Annotated in this window: 28 protein-coding genes and 1 tRNA gene; 14 read left to right on the top strand and 15 right to left on the bottom strand. The window is 67.1% G+C overall.

What is annotated here, in order from left to right:
• Positions 1 to 24: 24 nt before the first annotated feature.
• Both OD997_RS06255 and OD997_RS06250 read right to left on the bottom strand, forming a co-directional pair.
• Positions 25 to 795 (bottom strand): DedA family protein, encoded by a 771-nt coding sequence (locus tag OD997_RS06255; RefSeq protein WP_056513283.1) that lies wholly within the window; start codon positions 793 to 795, stop codon positions 25 to 27.
• A gap of 66 nt (positions 796 to 861) precedes the next feature.
• A tRNA-Leu gene (locus OD997_RS06250) sits at positions 862 to 943 on the bottom strand.
• Between the two features lie 119 nt (positions 944 to 1,062).
• Between OD997_RS06250 and OD997_RS06245 the strand changes: the two genes are divergently transcribed.
• From OD997_RS06245 to OD997_RS06235, 3 genes are read left to right on the top strand one after another with little or no spacing between them, the layout of a single operon-like run.
• Positions 1,063 to 2,250 (top strand): CpaF family protein, encoded by a 1,188-nt coding sequence (locus tag OD997_RS06245; protein ID WP_434330839.1) that lies wholly within the window; start codon positions 1,063 to 1,065, stop codon positions 2,248 to 2,250.
• Entirely contained in the window at positions 2,247 to 3,104 is an 858-nt protein-coding gene (locus tag OD997_RS06240) for a type II secretion system F family protein (protein WP_434330838.1), read from the top strand. Before OD997_RS06245 ends, OD997_RS06240 begins: the two co-directional genes overlap by 4 nt.
• Entirely contained in the window at positions 3,101 to 3,973 is an 873-nt protein-coding gene (locus OD997_RS06235; RefSeq protein WP_434330837.1) for a type II secretion system F family protein, read from the top strand. Before OD997_RS06240 ends, OD997_RS06235 begins: the two co-directional genes overlap by 4 nt.
• Positions 3,974 to 3,981: 8 nt before the next feature.
• Here the strand turns inward: OD997_RS06235 and OD997_RS06230 are convergent, their stop codons facing one another.
• Entirely contained in the window at positions 3,982 to 4,668 is a 687-nt protein-coding gene (locus OD997_RS06230) for a hypothetical protein (protein WP_290160466.1), read from the bottom strand.
• 297 nt (positions 4,669 to 4,965) lie between these two features.
• Here OD997_RS06230 and OD997_RS06225 point away from each other — a divergent pair, with 297 nt between their 5' ends.
• The 4 genes from OD997_RS06225 (at position 4,966) to OD997_RS06210 (ending at position 7,880) form a co-directional block, all read left to right on the top strand.
• Positions 4,966 to 6,075 carry a phage major capsid protein gene (locus tag OD997_RS06225; RefSeq protein ID WP_434330836.1) on the top strand — a complete coding sequence of 370 codons (1,110 nt, stop codon included), beginning with the start codon at positions 4,966 to 4,968 and terminating at the stop codon, positions 6,073 to 6,075.
• 173 nt (positions 6,076 to 6,248) lie between these two features.
• Positions 6,249 to 6,560, top strand: a complete 312-nt coding sequence (locus tag OD997_RS06220; RefSeq protein WP_434330835.1) for a hypothetical protein — start codon at positions 6,249 to 6,251, stop codon at positions 6,558 to 6,560.
• Between the two features lie 383 nt (positions 6,561 to 6,943).
• Entirely contained in the window at positions 6,944 to 7,141 is a 198-nt protein-coding gene (locus OD997_RS06215; protein WP_434330834.1) for a hypothetical protein, read from the top strand.
• Positions 7,119 to 7,880: a hypothetical protein gene (locus OD997_RS06210; RefSeq protein WP_434330833.1), complete on the top strand. Its 762-nt coding sequence runs from the start codon at positions 7,119 to 7,121 to the stop codon at positions 7,878 to 7,880. Before OD997_RS06215 ends, OD997_RS06210 begins: the two co-directional genes overlap by 23 nt.
• A 5-nt stretch (positions 7,881 to 7,885) precedes the next feature.
• Here OD997_RS06210 and OD997_RS06205 read toward each other — a convergent pair whose 3' ends face one another.
• The 8 genes from OD997_RS06205 to OD997_RS06170 all read right to left on the bottom strand — a co-directional run bounded on the left by OD997_RS06205 (position 7,886) and on the right by OD997_RS06170 (position 12,395).
• Entirely contained in the window at positions 7,886 to 8,053 is a 168-nt protein-coding gene (locus tag OD997_RS06205) for a hypothetical protein (protein ID WP_434330832.1), read from the bottom strand.
• Between the two features lie 43 nt (positions 8,054 to 8,096).
• Positions 8,097 to 8,258, bottom strand: coding sequence for a hypothetical protein (locus OD997_RS06200; RefSeq protein WP_434330831.1), 162 nt, complete (start codon positions 8,256 to 8,258; stop codon positions 8,097 to 8,099).
• Positions 8,245 to 8,553: a hypothetical protein gene (locus OD997_RS06195; protein WP_434330830.1), complete on the bottom strand. Its 309-nt coding sequence runs from the start codon at positions 8,551 to 8,553 to the stop codon at positions 8,245 to 8,247. Before OD997_RS06195 ends, OD997_RS06200 begins: the two co-directional genes overlap by 14 nt.
• A gap of 156 nt (positions 8,554 to 8,709) precedes the next feature.
• Positions 8,710 to 9,012: a hypothetical protein gene (locus OD997_RS06190; protein ID WP_434330829.1), complete on the bottom strand. Its 303-nt coding sequence runs from the start codon at positions 9,010 to 9,012 to the stop codon at positions 8,710 to 8,712.
• A 535-nt stretch (positions 9,013 to 9,547) separates the two neighbouring features.
• Positions 9,548 to 9,967: a hypothetical protein gene (locus OD997_RS06185; protein ID WP_434330828.1), complete on the bottom strand. Its 420-nt coding sequence runs from the start codon at positions 9,965 to 9,967 to the stop codon at positions 9,548 to 9,550.
• A 140-nt stretch (positions 9,968 to 10,107) separates the two neighbouring features.
• The gene (locus OD997_RS06180) at positions 10,108 to 10,338 is read right to left on the bottom strand and encodes a hypothetical protein (RefSeq protein WP_434330827.1); all 231 of its coding nucleotides are present in this window, start codon (positions 10,336 to 10,338) and stop codon (positions 10,108 to 10,110) included.
• A 138-nt stretch (positions 10,339 to 10,476) separates the two neighbouring features.
• Positions 10,477 to 10,794, bottom strand: coding sequence for a hypothetical protein (locus OD997_RS06175; protein WP_434330826.1), 318 nt, complete (start codon positions 10,792 to 10,794; stop codon positions 10,477 to 10,479).
• Positions 10,791 to 12,395 (bottom strand): recombinase family protein, encoded by a 1,605-nt coding sequence (locus OD997_RS06170; RefSeq protein ID WP_434330825.1) that lies wholly within the window; start codon positions 12,393 to 12,395, stop codon positions 10,791 to 10,793. Before OD997_RS06170 ends, OD997_RS06175 begins: the two co-directional genes overlap by 4 nt.
• A gap of 44 nt (positions 12,396 to 12,439) precedes the next feature.
• Between OD997_RS06170 and OD997_RS06165 the strand changes: the two genes are divergently transcribed.
• From OD997_RS06165 to OD997_RS06150, 4 genes are read left to right on the top strand one after another with little or no spacing between them, the layout of a single operon-like run.
• Positions 12,440 to 12,604 (top strand): hypothetical protein, encoded by a 165-nt coding sequence (locus OD997_RS06165; protein ID WP_434330824.1) that lies wholly within the window; start codon positions 12,440 to 12,442, stop codon positions 12,602 to 12,604.
• Positions 12,605 to 12,628: 24 nt separating this feature from the next.
• Positions 12,629 to 13,030: a TadE/TadG family type IV pilus assembly protein gene (locus OD997_RS06160; protein WP_434330823.1), complete on the top strand. Its 402-nt coding sequence runs from the start codon at positions 12,629 to 12,631 to the stop codon at positions 13,028 to 13,030.
• Positions 13,023 to 13,454, top strand: a complete 432-nt coding sequence (locus tag OD997_RS06155; protein ID WP_434330822.1) for a TadE family protein — start codon at positions 13,023 to 13,025, stop codon at positions 13,452 to 13,454. Before OD997_RS06160 ends, OD997_RS06155 begins: the two co-directional genes overlap by 8 nt.
• A 17-nt stretch (positions 13,455 to 13,471) precedes the next feature.
• The gene (locus OD997_RS06150; RefSeq protein ID WP_434330821.1) at positions 13,472 to 13,855 is read left to right on the top strand and encodes a hypothetical protein; all 384 of its coding nucleotides are present in this window, start codon (positions 13,472 to 13,474) and stop codon (positions 13,853 to 13,855) included.
• Positions 13,856 to 13,881: 26 nt separating this feature from the next.
• On the opposite strand, the gene OD997_RS06145 is transcribed toward OD997_RS06150, so the two are convergent.
• The gene (locus OD997_RS06145; protein ID WP_434330820.1) at positions 13,882 to 14,442 is read right to left on the bottom strand and encodes an NUDIX hydrolase; all 561 of its coding nucleotides are present in this window, start codon (positions 14,440 to 14,442) and stop codon (positions 13,882 to 13,884) included.
• The gene (locus tag OD997_RS06140) at positions 14,432 to 15,703 is read right to left on the bottom strand and encodes an MFS transporter (RefSeq protein ID WP_434332345.1); all 1,272 of its coding nucleotides are present in this window, start codon (positions 15,701 to 15,703) and stop codon (positions 14,432 to 14,434) included. The genes OD997_RS06145 and OD997_RS06140 overlap by 11 nt, the downstream gene beginning before the upstream one ends.
• A gap of 108 nt (positions 15,704 to 15,811) precedes the next feature.
• On the opposite strand from OD997_RS06140, the gene prfB reads away from it, so the two are divergent.
• Positions 15,812 to 16,921 carry a peptide chain release factor 2 gene (gene prfB / locus OD997_RS06135; RefSeq protein WP_434330819.1) on the top strand — a complete coding sequence of 370 codons (1,110 nt, stop codon included), beginning with the start codon at positions 15,812 to 15,814 and terminating at the stop codon, positions 16,919 to 16,921.
• 7 nt (positions 16,922 to 16,928) lie between these two features.
• Here the strand turns inward: prfB and OD997_RS06130 are convergent, their stop codons facing one another.
• Together OD997_RS06130 and OD997_RS06125 are read right to left on the bottom strand one after the other, a co-directional pair.
• A complete protein-coding gene (locus OD997_RS06130) occupies positions 16,929 to 18,155 on the bottom strand; it encodes a DUF2510 domain-containing protein (RefSeq protein ID WP_434330818.1) in 1,227 nt (408 codons plus the stop codon).
• 23 nt (positions 18,156 to 18,178) lie between these two features.
• Positions 18,179 to 19,645 (bottom strand): DUF2510 domain-containing protein, encoded by a 1,467-nt coding sequence (locus OD997_RS06125; protein ID WP_434330817.1) that lies wholly within the window; start codon positions 19,643 to 19,645, stop codon positions 18,179 to 18,181.
• Between the two features lie 138 nt (positions 19,646 to 19,783).
• Here OD997_RS06125 and ftsE point away from each other — a divergent pair, with 138 nt between their 5' ends.
• Together ftsE and ftsX are read left to right on the top strand one after the other, a co-directional pair.
• Positions 19,784 to 20,845 (top strand): cell division ATP-binding protein FtsE, encoded by a 1,062-nt coding sequence (ftsE, locus tag OD997_RS06120; protein ID WP_434330816.1) that lies wholly within the window; start codon positions 19,784 to 19,786, stop codon positions 20,843 to 20,845.
• Entirely contained in the window at positions 20,842 to 21,756 is a 915-nt protein-coding gene (gene ftsX, locus OD997_RS06115; RefSeq protein ID WP_434330815.1) for a permease-like cell division protein FtsX, read from the top strand. The genes ftsE and ftsX overlap by 4 nt, the downstream gene beginning before the upstream one ends.
• The last annotated feature ends 67 nt before the right edge of the window (positions 21,757 to 21,823 follow it).

Genomic DNA, 21,823 nt, shown 5'->3' with positions numbered 1-21,823 from the left:
CCGCCTTGTCTCACTCGCTCGAGGTCAGTGCTTGCCGTCTCCGTCGAAGTCGGGAGCGCGGTCGAACACCTCGGGGTCGAGCGTGAGCTCTTCGGCCTCGGCGGCGTCGGTCTCGCCCTCACCGGCGAGGGCTTCCTTCTTCGCCTTGTGACGCTCGGACAGGTAGTGCCAGAGGGTCACCAGCGCGGTGCCGCCGACGGCCGCGAGCAGGATCAGGTCGATGTAGCTCTCGACGAATTCCGCGATCGGCGGGATGAACCCGATCGCGTAGCCGAACATCGTGAGGCCGAAGCCCCAGAGGATCGCGCCGATGAGGTTGTAGAGCGTGTAGCGGCGCCACGGCATATGACCGACACCGGCGGCGACCGGCGCGAATGTGCGGACGATCGGCACGAAGCGGGCGAGGATGACGGTGATGCCGCCGAAGCGCTCGAAGAACGCATTGGTGCGCTCGACGTTCTTCTTGCTGAAGAGTCCCGATTCTTTGCGTTCGAAGACCGCAGGCCCGCCCTTGTGACCGATAAGGTAGCCGACTTCACCACCGACGAACGCGGACAACCCGATGAGCAGCGCGACGATCCAGACGTTGATGCCGAAGACGCCGTGCTCGGAGCCGGCGATCGGATGCGACAGCAGACCCGAGATCACGAGCAGCGTGTCGCCCGGCAGCAGGAAGCCGACCAGCAGGCCGGTCTCGGCGAAGACGATGAAGCACACCACGAGCAGCGCCCAAGGGCCGGCCGAGCCGATGATGGTGGCGGGGTCGAGCCAGGGGATGAGAGCGGCGTGATGCATGGATTTCCCGTCGTAGTGCGCTGTGCGGCGGTCAAGTCGTCGGCCGCACGGCATGCGACTGAACGGTGCGGAAGGTGGGACTTGAACCCACACGCCCTAGGGCACAGGAACCTAAATCCTGCGTGTCTGCCAATTTCACCACTCCCGCGCGGTGAAATCAGTCTACTGACCGGGAGATCGCGCGTTCCTGGGGATCCACCCGCAGGTGGTGGCCGGCGCTGTGGATAACTCCGGAGGCGGGAGCCGGATCCTTGCGAGGATGCTCGGGTGATCCACCCCTCCGTCCTGGTCGTCGAGCGCGTCCGTCAGCGCCTCCGCACAGAGGGGACGGACCCGTCGCTGGATGCTGAGGTCGCTCGCGTCGTCGCGCTCGCCGAGGTCCGTCGTTTCAACGATGTCGCGCTCGCCCGGGGTGAGACTCCGATCGATGACGAGGCCGGATGCGTGCGCGATGTCCTCGCCGCGGTGAGCGGCTTCGGCGTGCTGCAGCCGCTGCTCGACGACCCCGAGATCGAGGAGATCTGGCTCAACGGCCCCGAGAGCATCCATGTCGCGCGGGGTGGTGTGTCGCAGCGACTCGCGCTGCGGGTGAGCGACGCGCAGCTGCGCGATCTCGTCGAGCGGATGCTGCAGTCGACCGGTCGTCGGGTGGACATCAGTCAGCCTTTCGTCGATGCGTCGCTCGCGGATGGATCGCGACTGCACGTGGCCATCGCAGATGTCGTGCGGGGGTCCTGGTCGGTGAACATCCGCAAGTTCCTGCCGCGCTACCGATCGCTCGACGCCCTCGTCGCACACGGGGCGCTCCCCACCGACCTCGCAGTCACTCTGCGTCAGGCGATGAGAGGCGGGAAGAGCGTCGTCGTGTCCGGGGCGACGCACGCGGGCAAGACCACGTTCCTCGGCGCGCTTCTCGCATCGTGCGCCGATGAGCAGCGCATCATCACGGTCGAGGAGACGTTCGAGCTCGCCGTCGACGGCCCTGATGTCGTCTCGTTGCAAGGACGCCAGGCGAGTCTCGAGGGAACAGGCGAGATCACGCTGCGCCGGCTGGTGAAGGAGGCGCTGAGAATGCGTCCCGATCGCCTCGTGGTGGGAGAGGTCAGGGATGCGGAGGCGCTCGATCTCGTCCTCGCACTCAACACCGGCGTGCCGGGTGCAGCCACGGTGCACGCGAACTCCGCAGCCGACGCGCTCGACAAACTGACGCTCCTGCCGTTGCTGGCGGGCAGGAACATCGACCGGTCCTTCATCGCGCCGGCGCTCGCCGCCGCAGTCGACCTGGTGGTGCACTGCGTGCGCGGCAGCGACGGCGTCAGACGAGTGCACGAGGTCATCGCGCCGACGGGGGAGGTCCGTGACGGCAGACTCATGACCCGATCGGTGTACGCGCACGGTGCGGATATGAACGCGGGTCGGCGTGGCGATCTCCGACGTGTCGGAGGCGAAGGGTGACGGCTCTGCTGGGCGCCTTGCTCGCCGCCGGCATGCTGCTGTGCGCGTCGCCGTGGGTCTGGCCTCCTCGACCTGAACAGGAGAAGACCAAGCGGCGGGGAGTCGTGATCCGCATGCTCGAGGAGGCGGGCTTCGGCAGCATCCGCCCTCGCGCATTTCTGGTCACTGTGGCTCTGGTCGCACTCGGCGCCGCATCGGTCGTCTGGCTCGTCACCGCGATTCCCATCCTCGCTGTGCTTGCCGGTGCGACAGCGGGAACGGCTCCGGTCGTGTTCCTGCGCTCCCGCCGCCTGCGACTGCGCAAGCTGCGTCGCCAGCTCTGGCCCGACGTCTGCGACCTGCTGATCGCGTCCATCCGCGTGGGGCTCTCGCTGCCGGATGCGGTGGCGAGTCTGGGCGAGACCGCTCCTGCGATGATGAGGCCGGCCTTCATCGTGTTCGCGCGGGATCTGCGGGCCACGGGACGATTCGAGACGAGCCTCGATCGGGTGAAGTCCTCACTGGCCGATCCGATCGCCGATCGCATCATCGAGACCCTCCGGATGGCCAGACAGGTCGGTGGCACCGAGCTCGTAGGCGTTTTGAGGGCGCTGTCTTCGTCGGTGCGCGCGGATGCGGCTCTCCGAGGGGAGGTCGAGGCGCGTCAGTCGTGGATTCGAGGTGCGGCTGTCCTCGGTTCCGTCGCGCCGTGGGTGATCCTCGGCCTGCTGGTGCTGAGGCCCGAAGGCGCTGCGGCCTACGGTACGCCAGAGGGGGTGCTGGTGATATGCCTCGGCGCCGCAGTCTCGGTCATCGCCTACCGCATCATGATCCGGATCGGGCGTCTGCCGGAACCGGGGCGGTGGTTCGGGTGAGTCTCCTCTCTTCGTTCGCCGTCGCGGTGCTCGGCGGTGGAGCGCTGTCGACGGGCCTGCTGTGCATCCTCGCGACACTCCCACGGTGGTCGGCGCAGTCGCTGAGTATGCGGGTGGCACCGTATGTGCGGGACGCCGTCGCCGACGAACGACTGCCGGAGATCGCCCTCCCGCGCGCAGGAGTCCTTCCCAGCAGGGGAGGATCGCCGTGGAGCCGTTCGTCGGCGATCTTCGAACGACTGCTCGGCGGTGGCGAAGCGCTGCGGGGGAGGATCGCCCAGGCTGGTCTCTCCGTCGACCACGCAACCTTCCGCGGCAGACAGCTCGGCTGGGTGCTAGGCGGGATCATGAGCGGGGCACTCGCTCTCATCGTGCTCGCGATAGCCGGGCGCATGAGTCCTCCGATCGCTCTGCTCCCCGTCCTGCTCGGGAGTTGCGCAGGGGTCGGCTTCGACCTGCACCTCACCGCCCGCGTGAGGTCACGCCGAGCACGGCTCACCGATGAGCTGCCGACGACACTCGAATTCCTCTCGCTCTGCCTCTCGGCGGGTGAAGGATTTCTCGACTCTCTGCGCCGAGTGGCGGCGGTCGGATCGGGTGAGCTCACCGTGGAGTTCCGCAGAGTGGTGGTCGCCGTCGGGACGGGGTCATCCCTCACCGACGCGCTCGGTGAGATGTCGGGCCGTCTGCAGCTGCCCGCGTTGGCGCGCGCGGTCGATCAGGTCGTCGCCGCTCTCGAACACGGTGCGCCGCTGTCGGCCGTCCTGCACGCACAGGCAGGAGACGCCCGTGAGGACGCCAAGCGTGTGCTGATCGAACAGGCCGGGCGCAAGGAGATCCTGATGCTCCTGCCCCTCACAAGCGGGTAATTACTCTTTTACTTGGGATTGCTGAGCAGGGCTGTGGCGACACCGCTCACCGCCCCACCGAAGATCGTGCCGCCGAGACCCACCCAGATCGTGGTGGCCAACGAGACCTGCCGGTCCTTCGCCTCCTGCCGATTCCGGAGAACGAGCTTCGTCCGTCCGAGCCTCTTGTAATCGCGCCAACTCACGACGTTAACGAATACTGCAGTGCCCAGGGCAACCAGCGAGAGAGCGATGAGGATCACCAGCTGTGGGATGTTCTCAACCCCCATCCTCGTGAAGGACCACGCCAGGATGCCGAGAGGCGCGGCCGTCAACGCGAGCTGGGCGAAGAATCGTGGAGCAAGGCTCCGGCGGTGTTGCTCAAGGAGGGAGACCGCATCCTCGACAACAGCTTGAGCGAATGGGTCGCTATCCGTCGTTTCGACCACGCACTTCTTGGGGTACAGGAATATGTTCACCCCCGGGTTGCTGGCCTGCAGGACGAGCCCGGATCGTTCTCTCTCCGTCGAGTCCCGCAGATCGTCAGCCACGGTGGCGGTAGAAGTTCCTGCCAGGATCCGTACTTCTCCGACGTCCTTGGAGAGTCTCGCGATTATCGCGTCGATGTCGCTCAGGTAGAGCGTCACGGGGCCAACGGACCGGACGTTTCTGTAGGGCAGTTTCGGCTTGACGACCGGGTTTCGCGACATTGGCATGAGCCCAACCTTATCGACGCGGCGTTCCCTCTGTCGGAGCCCGGTGTTAACCTGTCCGTAGCAGGGCGCGATCGTCCGTGGCAACGAGGAGGAACCCGCGAGGGTCAACTCGGAGGACCGCCAGCGTTCGACCTGTGAGCAATGCGGTCAGCCTCCCATCCGGGGCGCTGCGGAGGAGGGCGTGAGCCCCAACGCAGCTGAATAGCCTGGGTCGGTTCGAGGTCCGCTGCACGCGATTCGCACGTCTGACGCATCCCCGCGTCCGTGCTCGCTCTCCCAGGGAAGGACCCCATTCTCATGGACCCCAAGAAGAAGTTCGCTCAAATCAAGGCCGCAATGGCCGCAGTCGTGAACGGTGCGAAGGCAGCAGGTCGCGATATCACCGAGGCGGAGCTCGCCTCCCTCGAGCAAAAGGCCGAAGAGGCCGCACGACTGCAGAAGTCGATCGACATGATGGATCGCGGCACCGCAATCCTCGACCTGTTCAAGCAGGGCGATGACAACGACGGGGAAGGCAGCAGCGCGAAGGCGTCGTTCCTGAACGTGAAGGCCACCGCCCGCTCGGTCGCTCAGAAGGCGATCGGCACCTCGTCGGACCTCGTGGGTGTCGAGTTCATTCGCGGCATCGTCCCCATCGACCGCCCGCGCACGTCACTGCTGCAGGCGATCCCCGCGATCCGCCGCAGCAGCCCCGTCTACGAGTACCTTCGTCAGACGGTCCGCACGATGAACGCGGCCCCGGTCGCGGAGGGTGCGCTCAAGCCCACCTCGATCGTGACCATGGAGCCCGTCGAGGCGAAGCTCAAGGTGTTCGCTCACATCAGTGAGCCGATCCCGAAGTACATCCTCGAGGACAACGACGAGGTGCAGCGGTTCATCGAGTCCGAGTTCGTGAATGGACTCGACCTGGCGATCCAGGCGCAGCTCGTCAGCGGCTCCGGGACGGGGGAGAACCCCCTCGGCTGGCTCAACGCGTCCGGGATCCTCACCGTGACCGGTGTGGACCTCATCACCACGGCACGGAAGGCGATCGAGCGGCTCACGGCGAACGGGCGCACCCCGTCGTTCATCGCCGTGGCACCCGCCGACTGGACGACCGCGCTCACCACGCGCAACACGTCGGGCAACTTCGACTTCGGACCCACCACACCGGTGAACGAAGCCGAGATGAAGCTGTGGGGCGTGGACGTGATTGAGTCCCCGGCAGTCACTGCAGGGACCGTGTGGACCCTCGCGGAAGGTGCGAACTCGCTCAGCACGGACGGCAAGGTCGATGCGCGCTGGTCGGACTCCATGTCCGACGACTTCGCCCGCAACCTGGTCCGCCTCCGCGTCGAGACTCGCGTCAACTCCGACGTGCGCACCCCGAGCGGCATCGTCAAGGGCGAAATCGTCCCGACGCCGTAAGACCCACCGGGGGCGGCGACGCTCCTTTCGGCACAGGCTCACACCTTGAGCCGCCCCCGGTGCACCCACGCAGCCGCATCGAGCCTCCTCACGCACGCTGCGACCGCTCCCCGGGGGCCGGGTCAGTCCATTGGCCCGGCCCCACCACACACGACGGCTCGAGGAGCCCCACCATGACCACACCCACCCGAACGCCCGACGAAGAACGAGTGATGCGCGCCTACAAGGCGGGGCAGCACCTCACCGCCGAGGAGAGCAACACCCGCACCCGCATCCGCCGCCGCGAGCAGCGCGCCTGGCGAGCGACCCGCGACCCGCAGCACATCGCCCGCGAATGCCACCGCGCCCACCCAGACGGCACCAAGCCGTGCCCAGGCTGCGGACGCACACTCCCGCTCGAGCACTTCGCTGCGGCCCCGCACGAGCTCGACGGCCTCCACTTCCGCTGCACCACCTGCCACCCACCCCGCGGCGCGGACCACTAGACCGACACTCCGCACGCAGCACCCCTTCGCCACGTCGATACGAACACTCACAGGGGGAGGGGGGTCGCAGTCTGAACAAGGCGTCGCCCGAAAGCGAGCGCCCGGCAGGGTTTCTCTCACCCCCCGGCAGAAGCGTGATTTCGAAGATTCAATCAAGCGAACGAGGTTGTCTTAGCTCGAGATCGGGCTTTCTGCGCCCGACGCACCGGAACGACGAACCCGATGTTTGCGGAACGCGGGTGATGTATCGGAACGCGGAGAGGCTTTATCGGGCCGCGCGCGCCTAGTGTCCTACGTTCGACATAGGGTGGAGAAACTCCACACGCAATACCGATCCGGGATCTGGTTCCCAATAGTCTCGGGTCACGAGGAAGGACGCTCACATGGCACCCGTGATCGAAGTTTTGCCTATCGACCTGATCCGCCGTCGCGAGGGACTCCTGAGCGAACTCGGTCTGGGCTCCTACGCAGAGTTCCTCGAGTGCGAGAGGCTCGGGCTGCTGACAGACACTCAGTGGGGTCGCATCGACGACCTGCATGGGATTGCGTTCCTTCTCGGTGACGACGCAGAGCGCGGCTGACGCCGAGGCGACCGAAAGGGTCACTCGTCAAGCCCAAGACTTCGCTGAACGGATAGCTCACACGATCCGCTCGACTTTGCCCGGCGACCCGGTAATCGCAGCATTGCGGGAGCCCACCGGAAGAGTTCAGATCACTGCGGTCGAGGTCGATACGAATGGCAATCCTACGAGCGTGCCGACTGAGATGCCGCTCTTCATCGCCAAAGAGAAGGTAGCTCGCTGGCGACTGAGCATGAGTATGCAGCTCGATTGGACTAACAAGTTCCTCAAGACTCGTGCTTCGGCCTTGGCGCTCACTTCTGAATACGAGAGCGCCCCGCTTGCGCGGCTCGAGTACCTGTCTACGACACATACGGCACCCGTCTCGCACTGGCAGTTCCACGCTGAGAGGGGAGCTTTCTCGCATTTGCTTGCCCGAGCTTCTTCGAACAGCCGCTACGTGACCGGGAGGCCTCACTCGCTCTCGACACTGCACTTCCCGGTGGGCGGCGAACGCTATCGGCCCTCGATCGAGGACTTCATCGAGTTCCTCATCCGAGAGTGCGGAGTAGATCCGCAGCCGGGGTGGGAGGCCGCCGTACAGGAAGGGCGCGAAATCTGGCGTCGTATGCAGACGCGGACGGTGGTTCGAGACCTTCAAGCGGAGGCGGCACAGACATTGAAGGACCTCGGGTGGACGGTCACAGCACCGGATGACTTCGATGAAGGCGCACCCCCAAACGCCATGCTGAAGTGGTGAGGGCCTCAGCGCGTCTCGATGAGCTCGCCGGTCATGGCGGCGCGGATGGGGACCGGGCCAGGCTGGGCGTCCGCGTAGATGCGTGCGGCGAGCAGAGACTCGAAGCGGAGGCGGTGGCCGGGCTCGTCGGTGACAAATGGGAGGCGGATCAAGGACGGGGCTGCGCTACTCATGCCGCTCACTGTCTCCTCGATCCGCCTCAGCCGCGCGCGCGATCTACCGCCAGCTGCGCGAGTCCCACTGTGCGGCGTGCTCACTGGGCACGTACCGCCAGTCGGTCGGTTCACCTAGCTCGTCGTCCCACCCGGTCGGCACCCAGACCGTCGCGCGCGGAGGCTTGTGGCCCACGTTCACGAGCGGGTCGTCATCCCTGCTCATCGGTGCCCTCTCCGACTTCCGCGAGGGCCGCGTCCGCCTCGAGCGCGAGCAGCCCAGCCCGGACCAAACCCCGCCAGTCCTCCTCGCCCACGCCGATCGCTGCGAGCGCCCCATAGGCGGTCGCGGTCTCGTGGGCGAGGTGGAGGATCAGGTCGAGGCCGTCACCGCCCTCAGCGAGGAACGCCGCGATGTGTGCTCGGGCGGTCTTGTCGTTCTGCTCGGCAGCGTCCAAGGTCAGCAGCCCCGCGGTGTAGGCCGCGAGTACCTCCCGGCGGTGCGTGTCACTCGTGGTCATGGTCTGGCTCCTTGGTGTCGTGATCGAGTTCTGCAAGGTCGAACAACGTAGGTTGCTCGGGTTCGGTTCGTCCTTGATGCCGCATTGCGGCCATTGCGGCTTGTGCCGCGTAGAACTGCTGCATGCGTGGGCTGCACTTGCGCTCGCCGCGGGCGGTCACGGTTTGAAGCCCTTCTTCGCAACCGAGCCGAGCCACAACCGTTCGAGGTTCTGTCGCGCAGCTGCGAGGCGCTCATCGCGCTCCGCGCCGGGCGGGTACGCGTCCTCGATCGCTGCGGCAGCTGCTTGTGCGGCGACCTCCCGCAGTTGCGACGGTTCGAAATCGAGCGGGATATGCGAATCCACCCGCTCGCGCACGATCTGATGCATCGCGATCCGGGGGAGCGCGTCGAGGGCGGCATCCTGCGCGCGCTCCCGCATGCTGCGGACCTGCGATCCGGCGTCCTGTCGATTCGTCATCCTCGGCTCCTCTCGTCGTTGCTGAATTCGCGTGCGCATCCCGAGGTGGTGACGACTGAGCGAAGCGAAGGAGGAGCCACCGGTGACTGCCTCAAGACTCGACCACCTCGCATGTCACGCGGGAGGTCTGCCGTGGCCTGGGCATGGCTGATGACGAGCGGGTGATGAGGTGGGTGACTCCGCCTCCCGTGTTCCGTTCGAAGAGAATCCCTCATCGATACCGGAGCGCAGCGGAGGTGTCGGCCCAGCGGCGAGCGTTCAAGAACCTGACCCGCGCCTAGCTTCATCCGCCCGTAGCCGGAGTGAGGCGGAGCCGAGCGCAGCGGAGGGGCGGATGCGCCCGCCTCTGCGACTAGCGGGCGCGGAGAGGCAGCGGAGCGAAGCGAGGATGCCTTAGTACGGCGCGGTTTCCGCGTCACGCCAGATTCCGCGTGACGCGATTTCCGCGTCACGGGAGATTCCGGGTAACTGGGGTCTGGGAGACTTCCGCGGAATTCGGCGTGACGCGGAAACCGCGGGACGTAGAAATCGACGTTCATGGGAGGCTCTGCCAGGGGACGGGCTTGACTGTCAGGATCCGTGGCTTGCCGTCCTCGCCCCATTCGATGTCGGCGCTTATACCCGGAGCTCGCACACCGGTAAGGGTGGGGCAGTAGGTGAGGCTGTGTCGCTTCTCGCGTCGTGCTCCAGCGCGAGCTTCCATGCGCTGCAGGATCAGTAGCGGGTGCTGCCGGTTCGGTTCGGTGCTGAGCTTCTTGAGCGCCCGCTGCACCGCATCGCTGCTCGCGTCGATGCGCGTTGCAATGCTCTCCTGATCGATCCACGCGAAACCCGCCGGTCCGATGTGCTCGAGCACGGTCGAGAGAACGCGCAGGTCGAACGTCCGCAGTTCGATGCTCGGCTCGCGGACGAGGCGCAGGATGAACGACTCGATAGACTCGCGGGTAAGGCTCACCGTGCATCACCGCCCTCCGAAGTCGAGCGCAGCAATGTCCGCGACGGGTGGTACCGTGGCCGCAGCAATCGGGCGTCCTTGGCTGGGGACCTGGTGCATGAGGGGCCGGGAGCGCGCAGCACCGGCCCCTCCCTCTGCCCTCATCCGGCATCACCCGAACTCGCCCGGAGCCCGAGTCGCGTGCCGATCCGAGCTGCTTGTTCAGGAGTGAGTGTGGGGCCGTCCTCGAGGAGCTGCGCGATGCGTTCCTCGAGGATGCGGCGCTGGTTGTCGTCTAGTTCGGCCTGCAGTTGGGGCGGGAGTTCGCCGTGCCACCGCGTGTGGATGGCCTTCTGAGCGTTGAGGCGTCGGGTGACAGAGTCGATGGGCATGGGTCACGGCTCCACTGAATGTGGTGAGCGTGACCAGATGCCAGGCTGGTTCGTGATCTACGCGTCCGCTGGCTGAGCCGCATCCGCAAGGGCTGAACTACGAGGCCCAGCATACGCGCGTTGGACGTATGGGGGAACTCAGCGCGGCGCGGTGTCGTCGGGATCCCCGATCGGGGTGGACCACGCTTCAATCATCGCCTCGTGGAGCTCGGGGTTCTGCGTGACGAGACCGTCTCGAGACTGCACATGGTCCGCACGCACCTCATTCCCGTCGCCCACGGCGGAGCGCCTCGCGGCCGACTCCACCACCATGTAGTCCCTCTTGCAGCGCTCGCAGCGAGCACCCATCCATCCCAGCGGGGCGCGTAGCGGCGACAAAGCCAGCGGTATCCCTCCCTCCGCAGAGATGAGCGGATGCCGCTTCTCGCAGCGAGCGATCACGAGTTCACCAGTCATGCTGCGACTCGGCGCTCGACGCGAACTAGCTCGGGGTCGAACTTGCGGCCCGACCCGGACGGCATGATGGTGACCGTTACCAGCATGTCCACGAGCTCGCGCCTCACTTCGACCGGCGCAGCATGCCACCGCTCGGCTACGTCCCCCGCGGCAAGGAATCCTTGCAGCGGGGTCGGGGTTGCGTCCCGTATCCTCCTTGCAAGGCGCTCTCGGTCGCTGCGGAGGCGACCGGTGATGCGCTGCAGCTGCTCCCCGGTGATCGTGTCGTCCGCGAACTGATCCGCGGCGATCGCGAGCTTCGCATCGATGCGCTCGATGTCCGCCCGAGCCTCATCGGCAGCGTCGGCGTCCCCGAGGGCGTGTAGCTGGATCGTCCGAGGGTCTTGCAGCAGAGCGAGCACCATCGTCTCGACCATCGCGTCTACGGGAGCTTGGCGTCGGCGGACTCGGTAGCACTCGACGCAGAAGTATGTGGCGTCCTGCCGTCGCTTCTCACCATTCGCGAGCGTTCGCACGCTTCCCGTCTGTCGACGCATCGTTCCGTCGCAGCGACCGCACTTCGCGACACCGGACAGAAGGTGGCGGAATTCTGCTCCGCCCTTGTTCGAGCGCCGCGCGGGGTCGTCCAGAAGCGCGCACAGGCGCTCCCAGGTCGCGTCATCGAAGATGCGCTCGCCGTTCGTATCCCCGATAATTCGCCCCCGGAACTCTCGCTTTCCCGCGTTCTGAGGGCGGCGAACTGCTTGGCGCAGTGAGGCGGCAGACCACGGCACAACCCGTACCTCTCCACCGCCGGAGCGAGCTGCGACGCGCGCGAGGCGTGCCGACTCAGGAGAAGGCACGCCGCTCTCGTTCAGGGCAGCGGCGATGCGTCGAAGCGACCCACCCGACAGGAGCCCGTTCGCCACCTCGCGGAGAACAGCGGCTTCGTCCGGATTGACCACATCGCGCGCGGCACGCTTTCCGGCCTTGTCAGCCGGAATTCGCACGAATCCGTAGGGGACGCGCCCGTGGGGCTCTCCGCTCTCTGCCTTCTGCTCCAGCCGCCTCCGGAGTCGCCGCGCCATCTGCTCCGACTCATGCCGAGCGACCGACCCCTTGATCCGCGCCGTGAGGCGACCCTGCGGCGTGGCAAGATCCACCTCACCGCCCACCGACGCCAGAGCGAGTCCATGCGAGTCCGCGAAATCGATCACGTCTTCGAGCTCGCGAGGCGTTCGACTCAGCCGGTCTACGTCCCAAACGACAATCGCTTGGACATCTCCGGCCCGCACAGCCTCGGTCATCGCTTGGTACTTCGGGCGCACCTTCGAGCGGTAGGCGCTCGTGTCGTTCTCCTCGAACACCTGGACCACCTCCCAGCCCTTAGCCGCTGCGAGGCGTCGGCAGTCTTGCTCCTGACGCTCCACGCCGAGCTCGTCGCCGTCCTTGTCCTCGCTGATGCGGGTATAGATCGCTGCGCGCATGGATGACCCTTTCCTTACAAGGATATTAGCTGCTGTATAAGCCCGCTCGTGTTCCTGATCCTCCCGCTCTCGGTGCTCTTCGCCATCTACCCGGGACTCTTCATCCTGCGACTCGGCATCGGCTGAGCGCCCCACGAAAGGACGACATGAACACTCTTCGACACAGGCAGGGAGGCAAAGTGGCCATCGCGCGCGAGTTCCTCGACGACGAGCGCGGGGATGTCCCCGGCTGGGTGCTCGTCACGTTGATGACAGCAGGGCTTGTCGTGCTGATCTGGGCGGTGGCGGGTCCGGCGCTGAGCACCCTGTTCGAGCAGGCGATCCAACGTGTGTCGGGCATCTGAGGTGCGAGTGCCCCTGTGCCGGACATGAGGGCTGGTCATCGGCTCTTCGACGAACGCGGTTCGAGCCCTGTCGAGTTCGTGATGGTGGGGACCCTGCTCACTTTGCTGACTCTCGCCGTGATGCAGCTCGCCCTCGCGGTGTACGTCCGCAACGTCGTGCATGATTCGGCCGTCGAGGGGGCGTACTACGCCGCACTCGCCGACACGAGCCTCGAAGAGGGCGCAGAGCGTGCGCGAGCACAGATCGTCCGTGCCGTCGGAGAGGCCTATGCCGAGGACGTGACAGTCGGGCGCTCGACGTCGCTCGGGCAGCCGACGATCGATGTGCGCGTGCGGACCACACTTCCGGTGATCGGGCTGCTCGGCATCCCGTTCGCGCTGGAGGTGGAAGCCCATGCTCCGGAGGAATCGTTCGGCGATGGATGACGACGGCTCGGCGGCGCTCGAGTTCATCACCGTCGGGGTGGTGCTGCTCGTGCCACTCGTCTACCTGATCATCGCGCTCGGGGCGATCCAGGAGCAGACGCTCGGCGCGGAGGCAGCGGCGCGGCACACCGCGCGGGCCATCGCCCTGGCGCCGGACGCGGAGAGCGCACAGCGGAGCGGCGAACGAGTGCTCGCCAGCGCCTCGGAGCAGTACGGCATCGACCCCGACTCGGTAGAGGTGTCCGTGACCTGCGCTCCCGAGACCGCGGCATGCCCGTCCGCGGGAGCGACGATCACCGTCGTGGTCGCAGCGAGGGTATCGCTGCCTTTGATCCCGGCGATCTTCGGCCTGGACGAGGCCGCATCCGTGTCTGTCGAGGGAACCGCGGTGCAGAAGGTCTCGAGACTGTGGGGCGCGGGGTGAGAGACGACGACGGGAGCGTGCTCCTCCTCACCCTGGGATACGCACTGCTCGCTCTCGCCCTCATCTTCGTGGGCGTGTGCGCCACAGACCTGTACATCTCCCAGAAACGGCTGGATGCGCTCGCCGACGCGGCAGCGCTCGCCGGAGCCGACGGGTTCACGCTGGTCGTCGAGGGGGCGACGGTGCACGCCGACCTCACCGACGAAGGCGTCAGAGAGCAGGCGCTCGCTCTGGTCGCCGTGGTGCCGGGCGACACGACCGTGGTGACAGCCACCGCACCCGACGGGCTCTCGGCTCGAGTGACGGTCGCTGGGGAGTGGTATCCGCCCGTGCTGTCGATGTTCGTGCCCGACGGCGTGCGGCTCGAGGCGACGGGCACGAGTCGCACGGCGCTGAGATGACTCCCGCACGACAGCACGTGGCGCGATCAGATGTGAAGTCGGTCCCTCAAGCGCCGTACCCGTCCGTCGAAACCCGGCGGAACCTCATCGGGGAGGGCAGTGATCGGCCACCAGCGCACATCCTCCGACTCGTCGCTCACGATCAGCGCCGCATCGTCCGAGACGACGACGACGACGGCGATCCCGATGTCGAGATGCGAGGAACAGCGGCCGAACGAAGAGGAGAGCCCGTGATGATCGAGGTCGTACACGAGAGGCTTGGTGAGAGCCGACACGACGACACCGGTCTCCTCCCGCAGCTCGCGCAGCGCGGCGTCCGCGATCGACGCATCGCCCGTCTCGAGATGCCCGCCGGGCTGCACCCAGAACTGCCCTTTGGCATGGAACACGAGCAACGTGCGGGTGAGTGTCGGATCGAACACGAGGGCCGACGCCGTGGCGTGGTCGGGGCCGTCGTCGCGCGACACGGGGCCATGCTCGTCGGGGAAGAACGTCGCGAAGTCGGCCCGCGCCGCCCGCTCCAGGTCGGAAGTCGCCGCGGCCCCGAGGACCAGACGACGCACGTCTGCGGCGAGATCAGCGCTCACGAGGGCTCCTCTTTCGCGCGGGGAACGAACCGGGGGATCCACCTTTCGCGCGGGGAACGAACCGGGGGATCCACCGGATGAAGCCTCCGGCGCCCACCAGGCCGATCACACCCATGACCGCGGCCGCTATCGGCAGCGAGGCGATCGCGATGATCCCCGACACCATCAGGGGAGCGATGGCCCCACCGGCATCCGTCAGCGTGCGCCACGAGCCGAGGAACGCGGCGGGCTCGGTCTTCGGAGCGACATCGGCGCCGAGAGTCAGCAGGATGCCGCTCGACAGCCCGTTGCCCACGCCGAGTACCGCGGCGAACATCCCGAACCACAGCACCGCGGCATCGAGGTCATGGGTGAACGACATCGCGAGGAATCCGGCACCCATGAGCACCATCGCCGGCATCGCGGCCCAGAGGCGTCCGAACCGATCCATCACCTGCCCGCTCGCGTAGAACAGGGCGAAGTCGATCGCGCCCGAGATCCCGACGACGAGGGCGATGGTCGACGCATCGAGGCCGAGCGAGAGACCCCATAGCGGAAGCACCACTTGTCGCGCCGACCGCACGGCTGAGAGTGACGCGGCGGCGAGGCCGAGGCGGCCGAGCACGGTGCGCTGCTGCCACATCGTGCGGAAGATGCCAGGGCGGCCGACGACCGGGATCGAGCCGGTGACCGGCTCGCCCGAGTCCTCAGACAGGGGAGCGGTGCGCACCGGGGTGGTCGGCGCGATCGTCTTCTCGGGATCCGGACCGAACAGCACGAGAAGCACCATGACGATCAGGCACCCGAGGAAGAACCAGATCGCGGCGGTCTCCGACCCGAACAGCTGCAGGAGACCCGCGGCGACGAAGGGGCCGATGAAGATGCCGAGACGGAAGCTGCCGCCCAGCAGCGAGAGCGCGCGGGCGCGGAACGCGATCGGCACCCTCGTCGTCATGAAGGCGTGACGGGCGAGACCGAAGGCGGCGGCGCAGAAGCCGAGGAGGAAGACGGATGCAGCGAGCACGCCGAGCGACGGCGCGAAGACCATTCCGACGCCCGCACCGATCGCGATCACTCCCGCGATGACCATGGTGAACCGCTCGCCGATGCGCGATACGGCCCAGCCGGCGGGCAGGTTTCCGCAGAGCTGACCCACGACCAGCGCCGAGGCGACGAGTGCGGCGAACGCCACATCCGCCCCCATGCGTGCCGCGATCACGGGGATCAGAGGGATGACCGCGCCCTCGCCGAGCGAGAAGAGGATGGTGGGGAGGTACACCATCGGCCCGAATCGTCTCAGGACCGTGGATGCGCTGCTCACTCGTTTCACGCTACTCCCGTTCCGAACCCGTCCCCGCCCGCACAGGCGGCACGTTAGGCTGGACGCGACATGCTCGAACTCGATCTCTCCGCCGACATCCAGGCCCTGCGACTCACCTACGGTGACATTCGCGAGGTCATCGACGTCGATACGCTCCGTTCCGACATCGCACGCCTCAGCGAGGAAGCCGGCGCGCCGGACCTCTGGGACGACACCGACCGTGCCCAGAAGGTGACCAGCGCGCTGAGCCACCGGCAGTCGGCGCTCGCGAGGGTCGAGGGCATCGGCTCGCGACTCGACGACCTTGAGGTGCTGGTCGGGCTCGCGAACGAGATGGGCGATGAGGAATCGGCCGTCGAGGCGCGTGCCGAACTCAACGCTCTCACCGAGATCATCAACCAGCTCGAGGTCCAGACGCTGATGGACGGCGAGTACGACGAGCGCTCCGCGATCATCACGATCCGCTCGGGTGCGGGTGGCGACGACGCCACCGACTTCGCCGAGATGCTGATGCGCATGTACCTGCGCTGGGCCGAGCGTCACAAGTACCCGGTCAAGGTGCTCGACACCTCATACGCCGAGGGCGCGGGCATCAAGTCGGCGACGTTCGAGATCGACGCCCCCTACGCGTTCGGCACCGTCTCGGTCGAGGCCGGCACGCACCGTCTGGCCCGTATCAGCCCGTTCGGCTCTGCCGACAAGCGCCAGACGTCGTTCGCCGCGGTCGAGGTCATCCCGCTCATGGAGGAGGCGACCGAGGTCGACATCCCCGAGAGCGACATCCGCGTCGACGTGTTCCGTTCGTCCGGCCCGGGTGGTCAGTCGGTCAACACCACGGACTCGGCCGTGCGCCTGACGCACCTCCCGACCGGAATCGTCGTCTCGATGCAGAACGAGAAGTCGCAGATCCAGAACCGTGCCGCCGCCATGCGCGTGCTGCAGACCCGCCTCCTGCTGCTCCAGAAGGAGGAGGAGGCCGCGAAGAAGAAGGAACTCGCCGGCAACATCACGGCGAGCTGGGGCGACCAGATGCGCTCGTACTTCCTCTACGGCCAGCAGCTCGTCAAGGATCTGCGCACCGGGCACGAGTCGGGAAACCCTGCAGCCGTGTTCGACGGTGACCTCGACGGATTCATCTCGGCGGGCATCCGCTGGCGCAAGCGCAAAGACGAGGACTGAGCTCGTCTCAGCGGGCCGCGCCCTCGAGGGTTCCCGTGACCTCTTCGTAATCGAACACGATGCACTGGATGGCGCGATCGTTCGCGCGCTTCCATGACGTCTCGGTGGGAACGAACCAGTAGTTATCGAGCACCGAGTCCGTGTACGGGATGCCGATGAACTCCTCGAAGGCGGCGTCGCAGCGCTCGGTGGCGATGGTCTGCAGCTCGGCGTCACCGGGGAAATCACCGTCCGGCGCATCGAAGATGAAGTAGACCTCGTCGGTGTGCGGCTGATCGCACGGGACGACGGGAAGGTCGTAGACCTCGTCCTCCCACTCCACCAGGGGAAGGCAGTGTCCGACCTCGAGATCGTTGATGTAGACCCTCTCGGTGCCCTCTGCCGCCGACTCGTCGGTCTCTTCGCCGTCGGACGACGAGGAGCCGGGCGATGACGTCGGTGTGATCGGATCAGGCGCGGCCACACCGAGCGACAAGAGCATCACCGCGATCGCGACGATGGTCCCGAGGACGCTGACGCCGATGCCGACGATTCCCGGCCATTTCATTCCGCGGAGGAACACCGACACCAGGGAGGCGACGAAGCCGACCCCCAACAGGACCCAGCCTGCGAGTGCGATCGATGGGAAGCAGGAGAGGACGAGTCCGATCACCGCGACGCCGAGACCGATGATGCCGAGAACGGAGAGCGTCGGCTTCGCCGGCGGGGGAGCGAGCACGCCGAAGGGAGCGGTCGCACCCTGCGCGGGGTACGCCGTGCCCTGCTGGCCGTGCATCGGCGCAGGCCCCCAGGCTGGCGCACCTGCAGTGGGGCCGGGGCACGCATCGGCCGAAGTCGCCGGCTGGAGGACGTACGGTGGCTCGAACGTCGCGGACTCGATCGAGGGCGACGCCGGGCTTCCGACGACCGGATCCACGCCCGCCGTCGACTGCCCGGAGGATTCGACGGCGGGCGTGGCGATGCCCTCAGCCGCTGAGTCTTGTGGTGCGACATGCCGATGCGCGGAGTCCGGCTGCTGCACGGAACTCTGCTGCTGCACGGAACTCTGCTGCTGCACGGAACTCTGCTGCTGCACGGAACTCTGCTGCTGCACGGAACTCTGCTGCTGCACGGAACTCTGCTGCTGCGTGGTGGCCGGAGCCTGCGCTGCGACGGTGTGCTCCGTCCACGCGACTCCGTCCCACCAGCGTTGCCGGCCTGAACCGTCGTCGTACCACCCCGCCGGGGTCGTCATGCCTGCTGCTCCGTACTACGCGCTCAGCCCGCGGACGGGGTGAACGGGATGCGTGCGACGTCCTGCAGGAGTTCATCCGTGAAGGTGATCACGTACGAGGAACTCTGCGCGACGTCGAAGGTGATCTTGCCGCTGACAGTGTCTCCCGCGGCGAGCTCCTCTGCCACGATTCCGTCGACGTAGTAGTCATAGGTGCCTTCGGCGCCTTCGGCGGTCTCGAGTGCGAAGTAGAACGGGTTGATGTAGCTCGTGCCCGAGACGCCGGTGAATGTGACATCGAGGATCACGTATCCGCCGTTGGTGGAGGGGATGCTCGATCCGTCCGACGTCGCCCACGTGGCCGAGTTGATCGTGACCTCGCTGGTGCCCGACATCTGCTCGATCGTCACGGGGGAGCCGAGCTCGCCCTCTACGACATCCGTGGGGCCGGCGTCCGGGTCGTCGGTGCCCTCGTCGGTACCGGGGTCGGTGCCGTTGTCGGTGTCGGAGTCGCTTGACGGCGGCGCGGTCGGGAGATCGCGCACGACTTCCGAGACCGTCGCGAACACGATGACGAAGAACATCACGATCGCGATGATCGCGCCGACCACAGAGAGGATGAGGCCCGAGATGCCCGGCCACTTCTTGCCCTTGAGGAAGAGGGAGATCAGCGACACGATGAATCCCGCCGCGAGCAGCAGCCACCCGAACCCGAAGACCACCGGGATGCACGACAGGATCGTGCCGAGCGCGGCGAGCCCGAGGCCGACGATGCCGAGGACGGACGGCTTGGTGGGCGCTGCCGGGGCGGCGCCTCCGTAAGCGGGCGAGTAACCGCCGGCGGCGCCGTAGGCCTGACCTGCGGGCGCGTAGGCGTTCGCGCCGGGGTAGCTGGGTGCCGCTCCCGGGTAGCCGGGTGCGGGGTATGCCTGCGTCTGTCCTGCATCCGCGGCGCCGGGGTAGGCGGGCGCGCTGCCGGGGTAGGCGGGTGCGGCGTTCGCGTACGGCGGGACGTTGCCGTCGAGCGGCGTGGAGGCACCGGGTGCGTCGGCACCGGGTGCGGTGTACTCCGTCGACGACGCGTCGGAAGGAGTCTCGGGGGCAGACCACGATGCTGCGGAATCGGGAGCGGCGACCTCATCGACGGGCGATGAGGAGTCGGAGCCAGAGCTGGCTGCGACGGGCTCGGAGGCGGGAGCGTTCCAGGAGGGGCTCTCGACGGCCGCCACGGAGTCGAGCGCTGCCGCGGTCTCGGCTGCTGCTGCGGACTCGGGGGACGCATCGACAGCCGAGCGCCCGTCATCGGTCGCTGCAGTGTCGTGGCCTGCGGATGCGGACTCTGAGACGCCCGCGTCGGCGTCGGTCGTCACGGCCTCAGGCTCGGAAGCCGCAGACTCCGTCTCGACCGCTGCCGGCTCTGCGACCGGAGCGAAATGCTCGGTCCATTGCGTGCCGTCCCACCAGCGCTGGCGCCCGGATCCGTCGTCATACCAGCCTGCAGGCGTCGTCATGGTTCCCCCTCGGAGTCGTGTTCCACGCTGACGGCATGGATCGGCACCTCCATGTATAGCAGTGCGGGGCGACACTCCGGGGGTGCGCGGGGTGTCGCTCGCGAGCACGGGACACGGCGCGCTTAGGCTCGAACAGCCATGATTCGGTTCGAGAACGTCACGAAGCGCTACCGCGGGACCTCACGGCCCGCTCTGTCCGCTGTCGACTTCGAAGTGCAACGCGGGGAGTTCGTCTTCCTCGTGGGTGCATCGGGGTCCGGCAAGTCCTCCTGTCTGCGACTCATCCTCCGAGAGGACGTGCCGACGACCGGCCGCGTCGCCGTTCTCGGACGCGACCTGCGATCTCTCGCAAACCGCAAGGTGCCGTACTTTCGTCGCCACATCGGCTCCGTGTTCCAGGATTTCCGCCTCCTGCCATCGAAGACCGTCTACCAGAACGTCGCATTCACCCTGCAGGTGACCGGCTCCTCGCGCGGATTCATCCAGCAGGCCGTGCCCGAGGCGCTCGCTCTGGTCGGACTCGACGGCAAGCAGAAGCGGATGCCGCACGAGTTGTCCGGTGGAGAGCAGCAGCGCGTCGCGATCGCCAGGGCGCTCGTGAACAGGCCTCAGGTGCTGCTCGCGGACGAGCCGACCGGAAACCTCGACCCGGCGACCTCGGTCGACATCATGCAACTGCTCGCGCGGATCAACGCCGGAGGCACCACCGTTCTCATGGCCACGCACGAGGCCGCGTTCGTCGATCAGATGCAGCGACGGGTCATCGAGCTCCGTGACGGCGAGATGGTGCGAGACGAGGTGCACGGCGGATACGGCGACACCTCGAACATCCCGCGTCTGGTTCCCGAAGAGGTTCGGGGAGCCGCGGCGGCTGCGGCTCTCACCGCCGTGCAGGAGGTGCAGCGCCAGACCGCCGACCTGTCGGTCGTGCGAGCCGCGCTCGCGGAGGAGCTCAGCGCACAGCGCAAGGCTGCGGCCGCATCCTCCGACGCCGTGCCCACGGCATCGGAGACCCCTGAGGCCCAGGCCGCTCCCATCGAGCCGCCGATCGCTGACGAGAGGCCCGCCGACGCGCCGGCATCCGTCGGTCCGCTCACGCATCCGATCCTGCTTCCGCAGGTCGACGTCGCCGAACTCGGCGTCGCCGATCGTCTCGGCCTGTCCGACGACGGCGCCGAGGAAGTGGGGCCGACCTCATGAGAATCGGACTCATCCTCACCGAGGCCCTTGGCGGCCTGCGGCGCAACATCTCGATGGTCATCTCCGTCGTGCTCGTCACCTTCGTGTCGCTGACGTTCGTCGGCGCGGCAATCCTGATGCAGGCCCAGATCGGCACGATGCGCGGTTACTGGACCGAGCGCGCACAGGTCGCCGTCTACATGTGCTCCGATATCTCGGAGCAGAAGACCTGCGTCGACGGCGGGGCCTCCGAAGAGCAGGTCAACGCCGTGCGCGCCCAGCTCGATGGCGAGGCTCTCGCGCCGCTCATCAGCGAGGTGAGCTACGACTCCAAGGAGGACACCTACGCCAAGCTCGTGGAGCAGCTCGGTGAGGAACAGGCGAGCGTCATCACCCCCGAGCAGGCCTTCGAGGTCTTCTTCGTGACGATGAAGGATCCCGGCCAGTCCCAGGTGATCGCCGAGGCGTTCAACGGCGTGGCGGGCGTCGAACAGGTCACGGACCAGTTGCAGTACCTCGAACCGCTGTTCTCCGCGCTCACGGTCGCCACCTACATCGCCGTCGGCATCGCCGTGCTCATGCTGATCGCCGCCATCCTCCTGATCGGCACGACCATCAGGCTCTCGGCGTATGCCAGACGCAAGGAGATCGGCATCATGCGCCTGGTGGGCGCCTCGAACCGCTTCATCCAGACGCCGTTCGTGCTCGAGGGCGTGTTCGCCGCGTTCCTGGGCTCCGTGCTCGCGAGCGCCGCCGTGGTCGCGGGCGTGCACTTCGGCGTCAACGGCTATCTGCGAGGTCGAGTCCCGTTCATCACCACCTGGGTGTCGATGCAGGATGCCGCAGTCGTCGTGCCCGTGCTGATCGGCATCGGAGTCGTCCTGGCCGCGCTGTCAGCCGGCTTCGCCATCCGTCGCTGGCTGCGCACCTGACCGCGTCGCCTGCGGGAGTGTCGTCGGTATAGACTGACAGGCTGTCGTGCGCCCGTCATCGGGCTCT

The organism is Microbacterium sp. CGR1 (genome assembly GCF_051062835.1).
In the GTDB taxonomy this organism is placed as follows: Bacteria; Actinomycetota; Actinomycetes; order Actinomycetales; family Microbacteriaceae; genus Microbacterium.
This window is presented reverse-complemented; position numbering and strand designations above follow the sequence as displayed.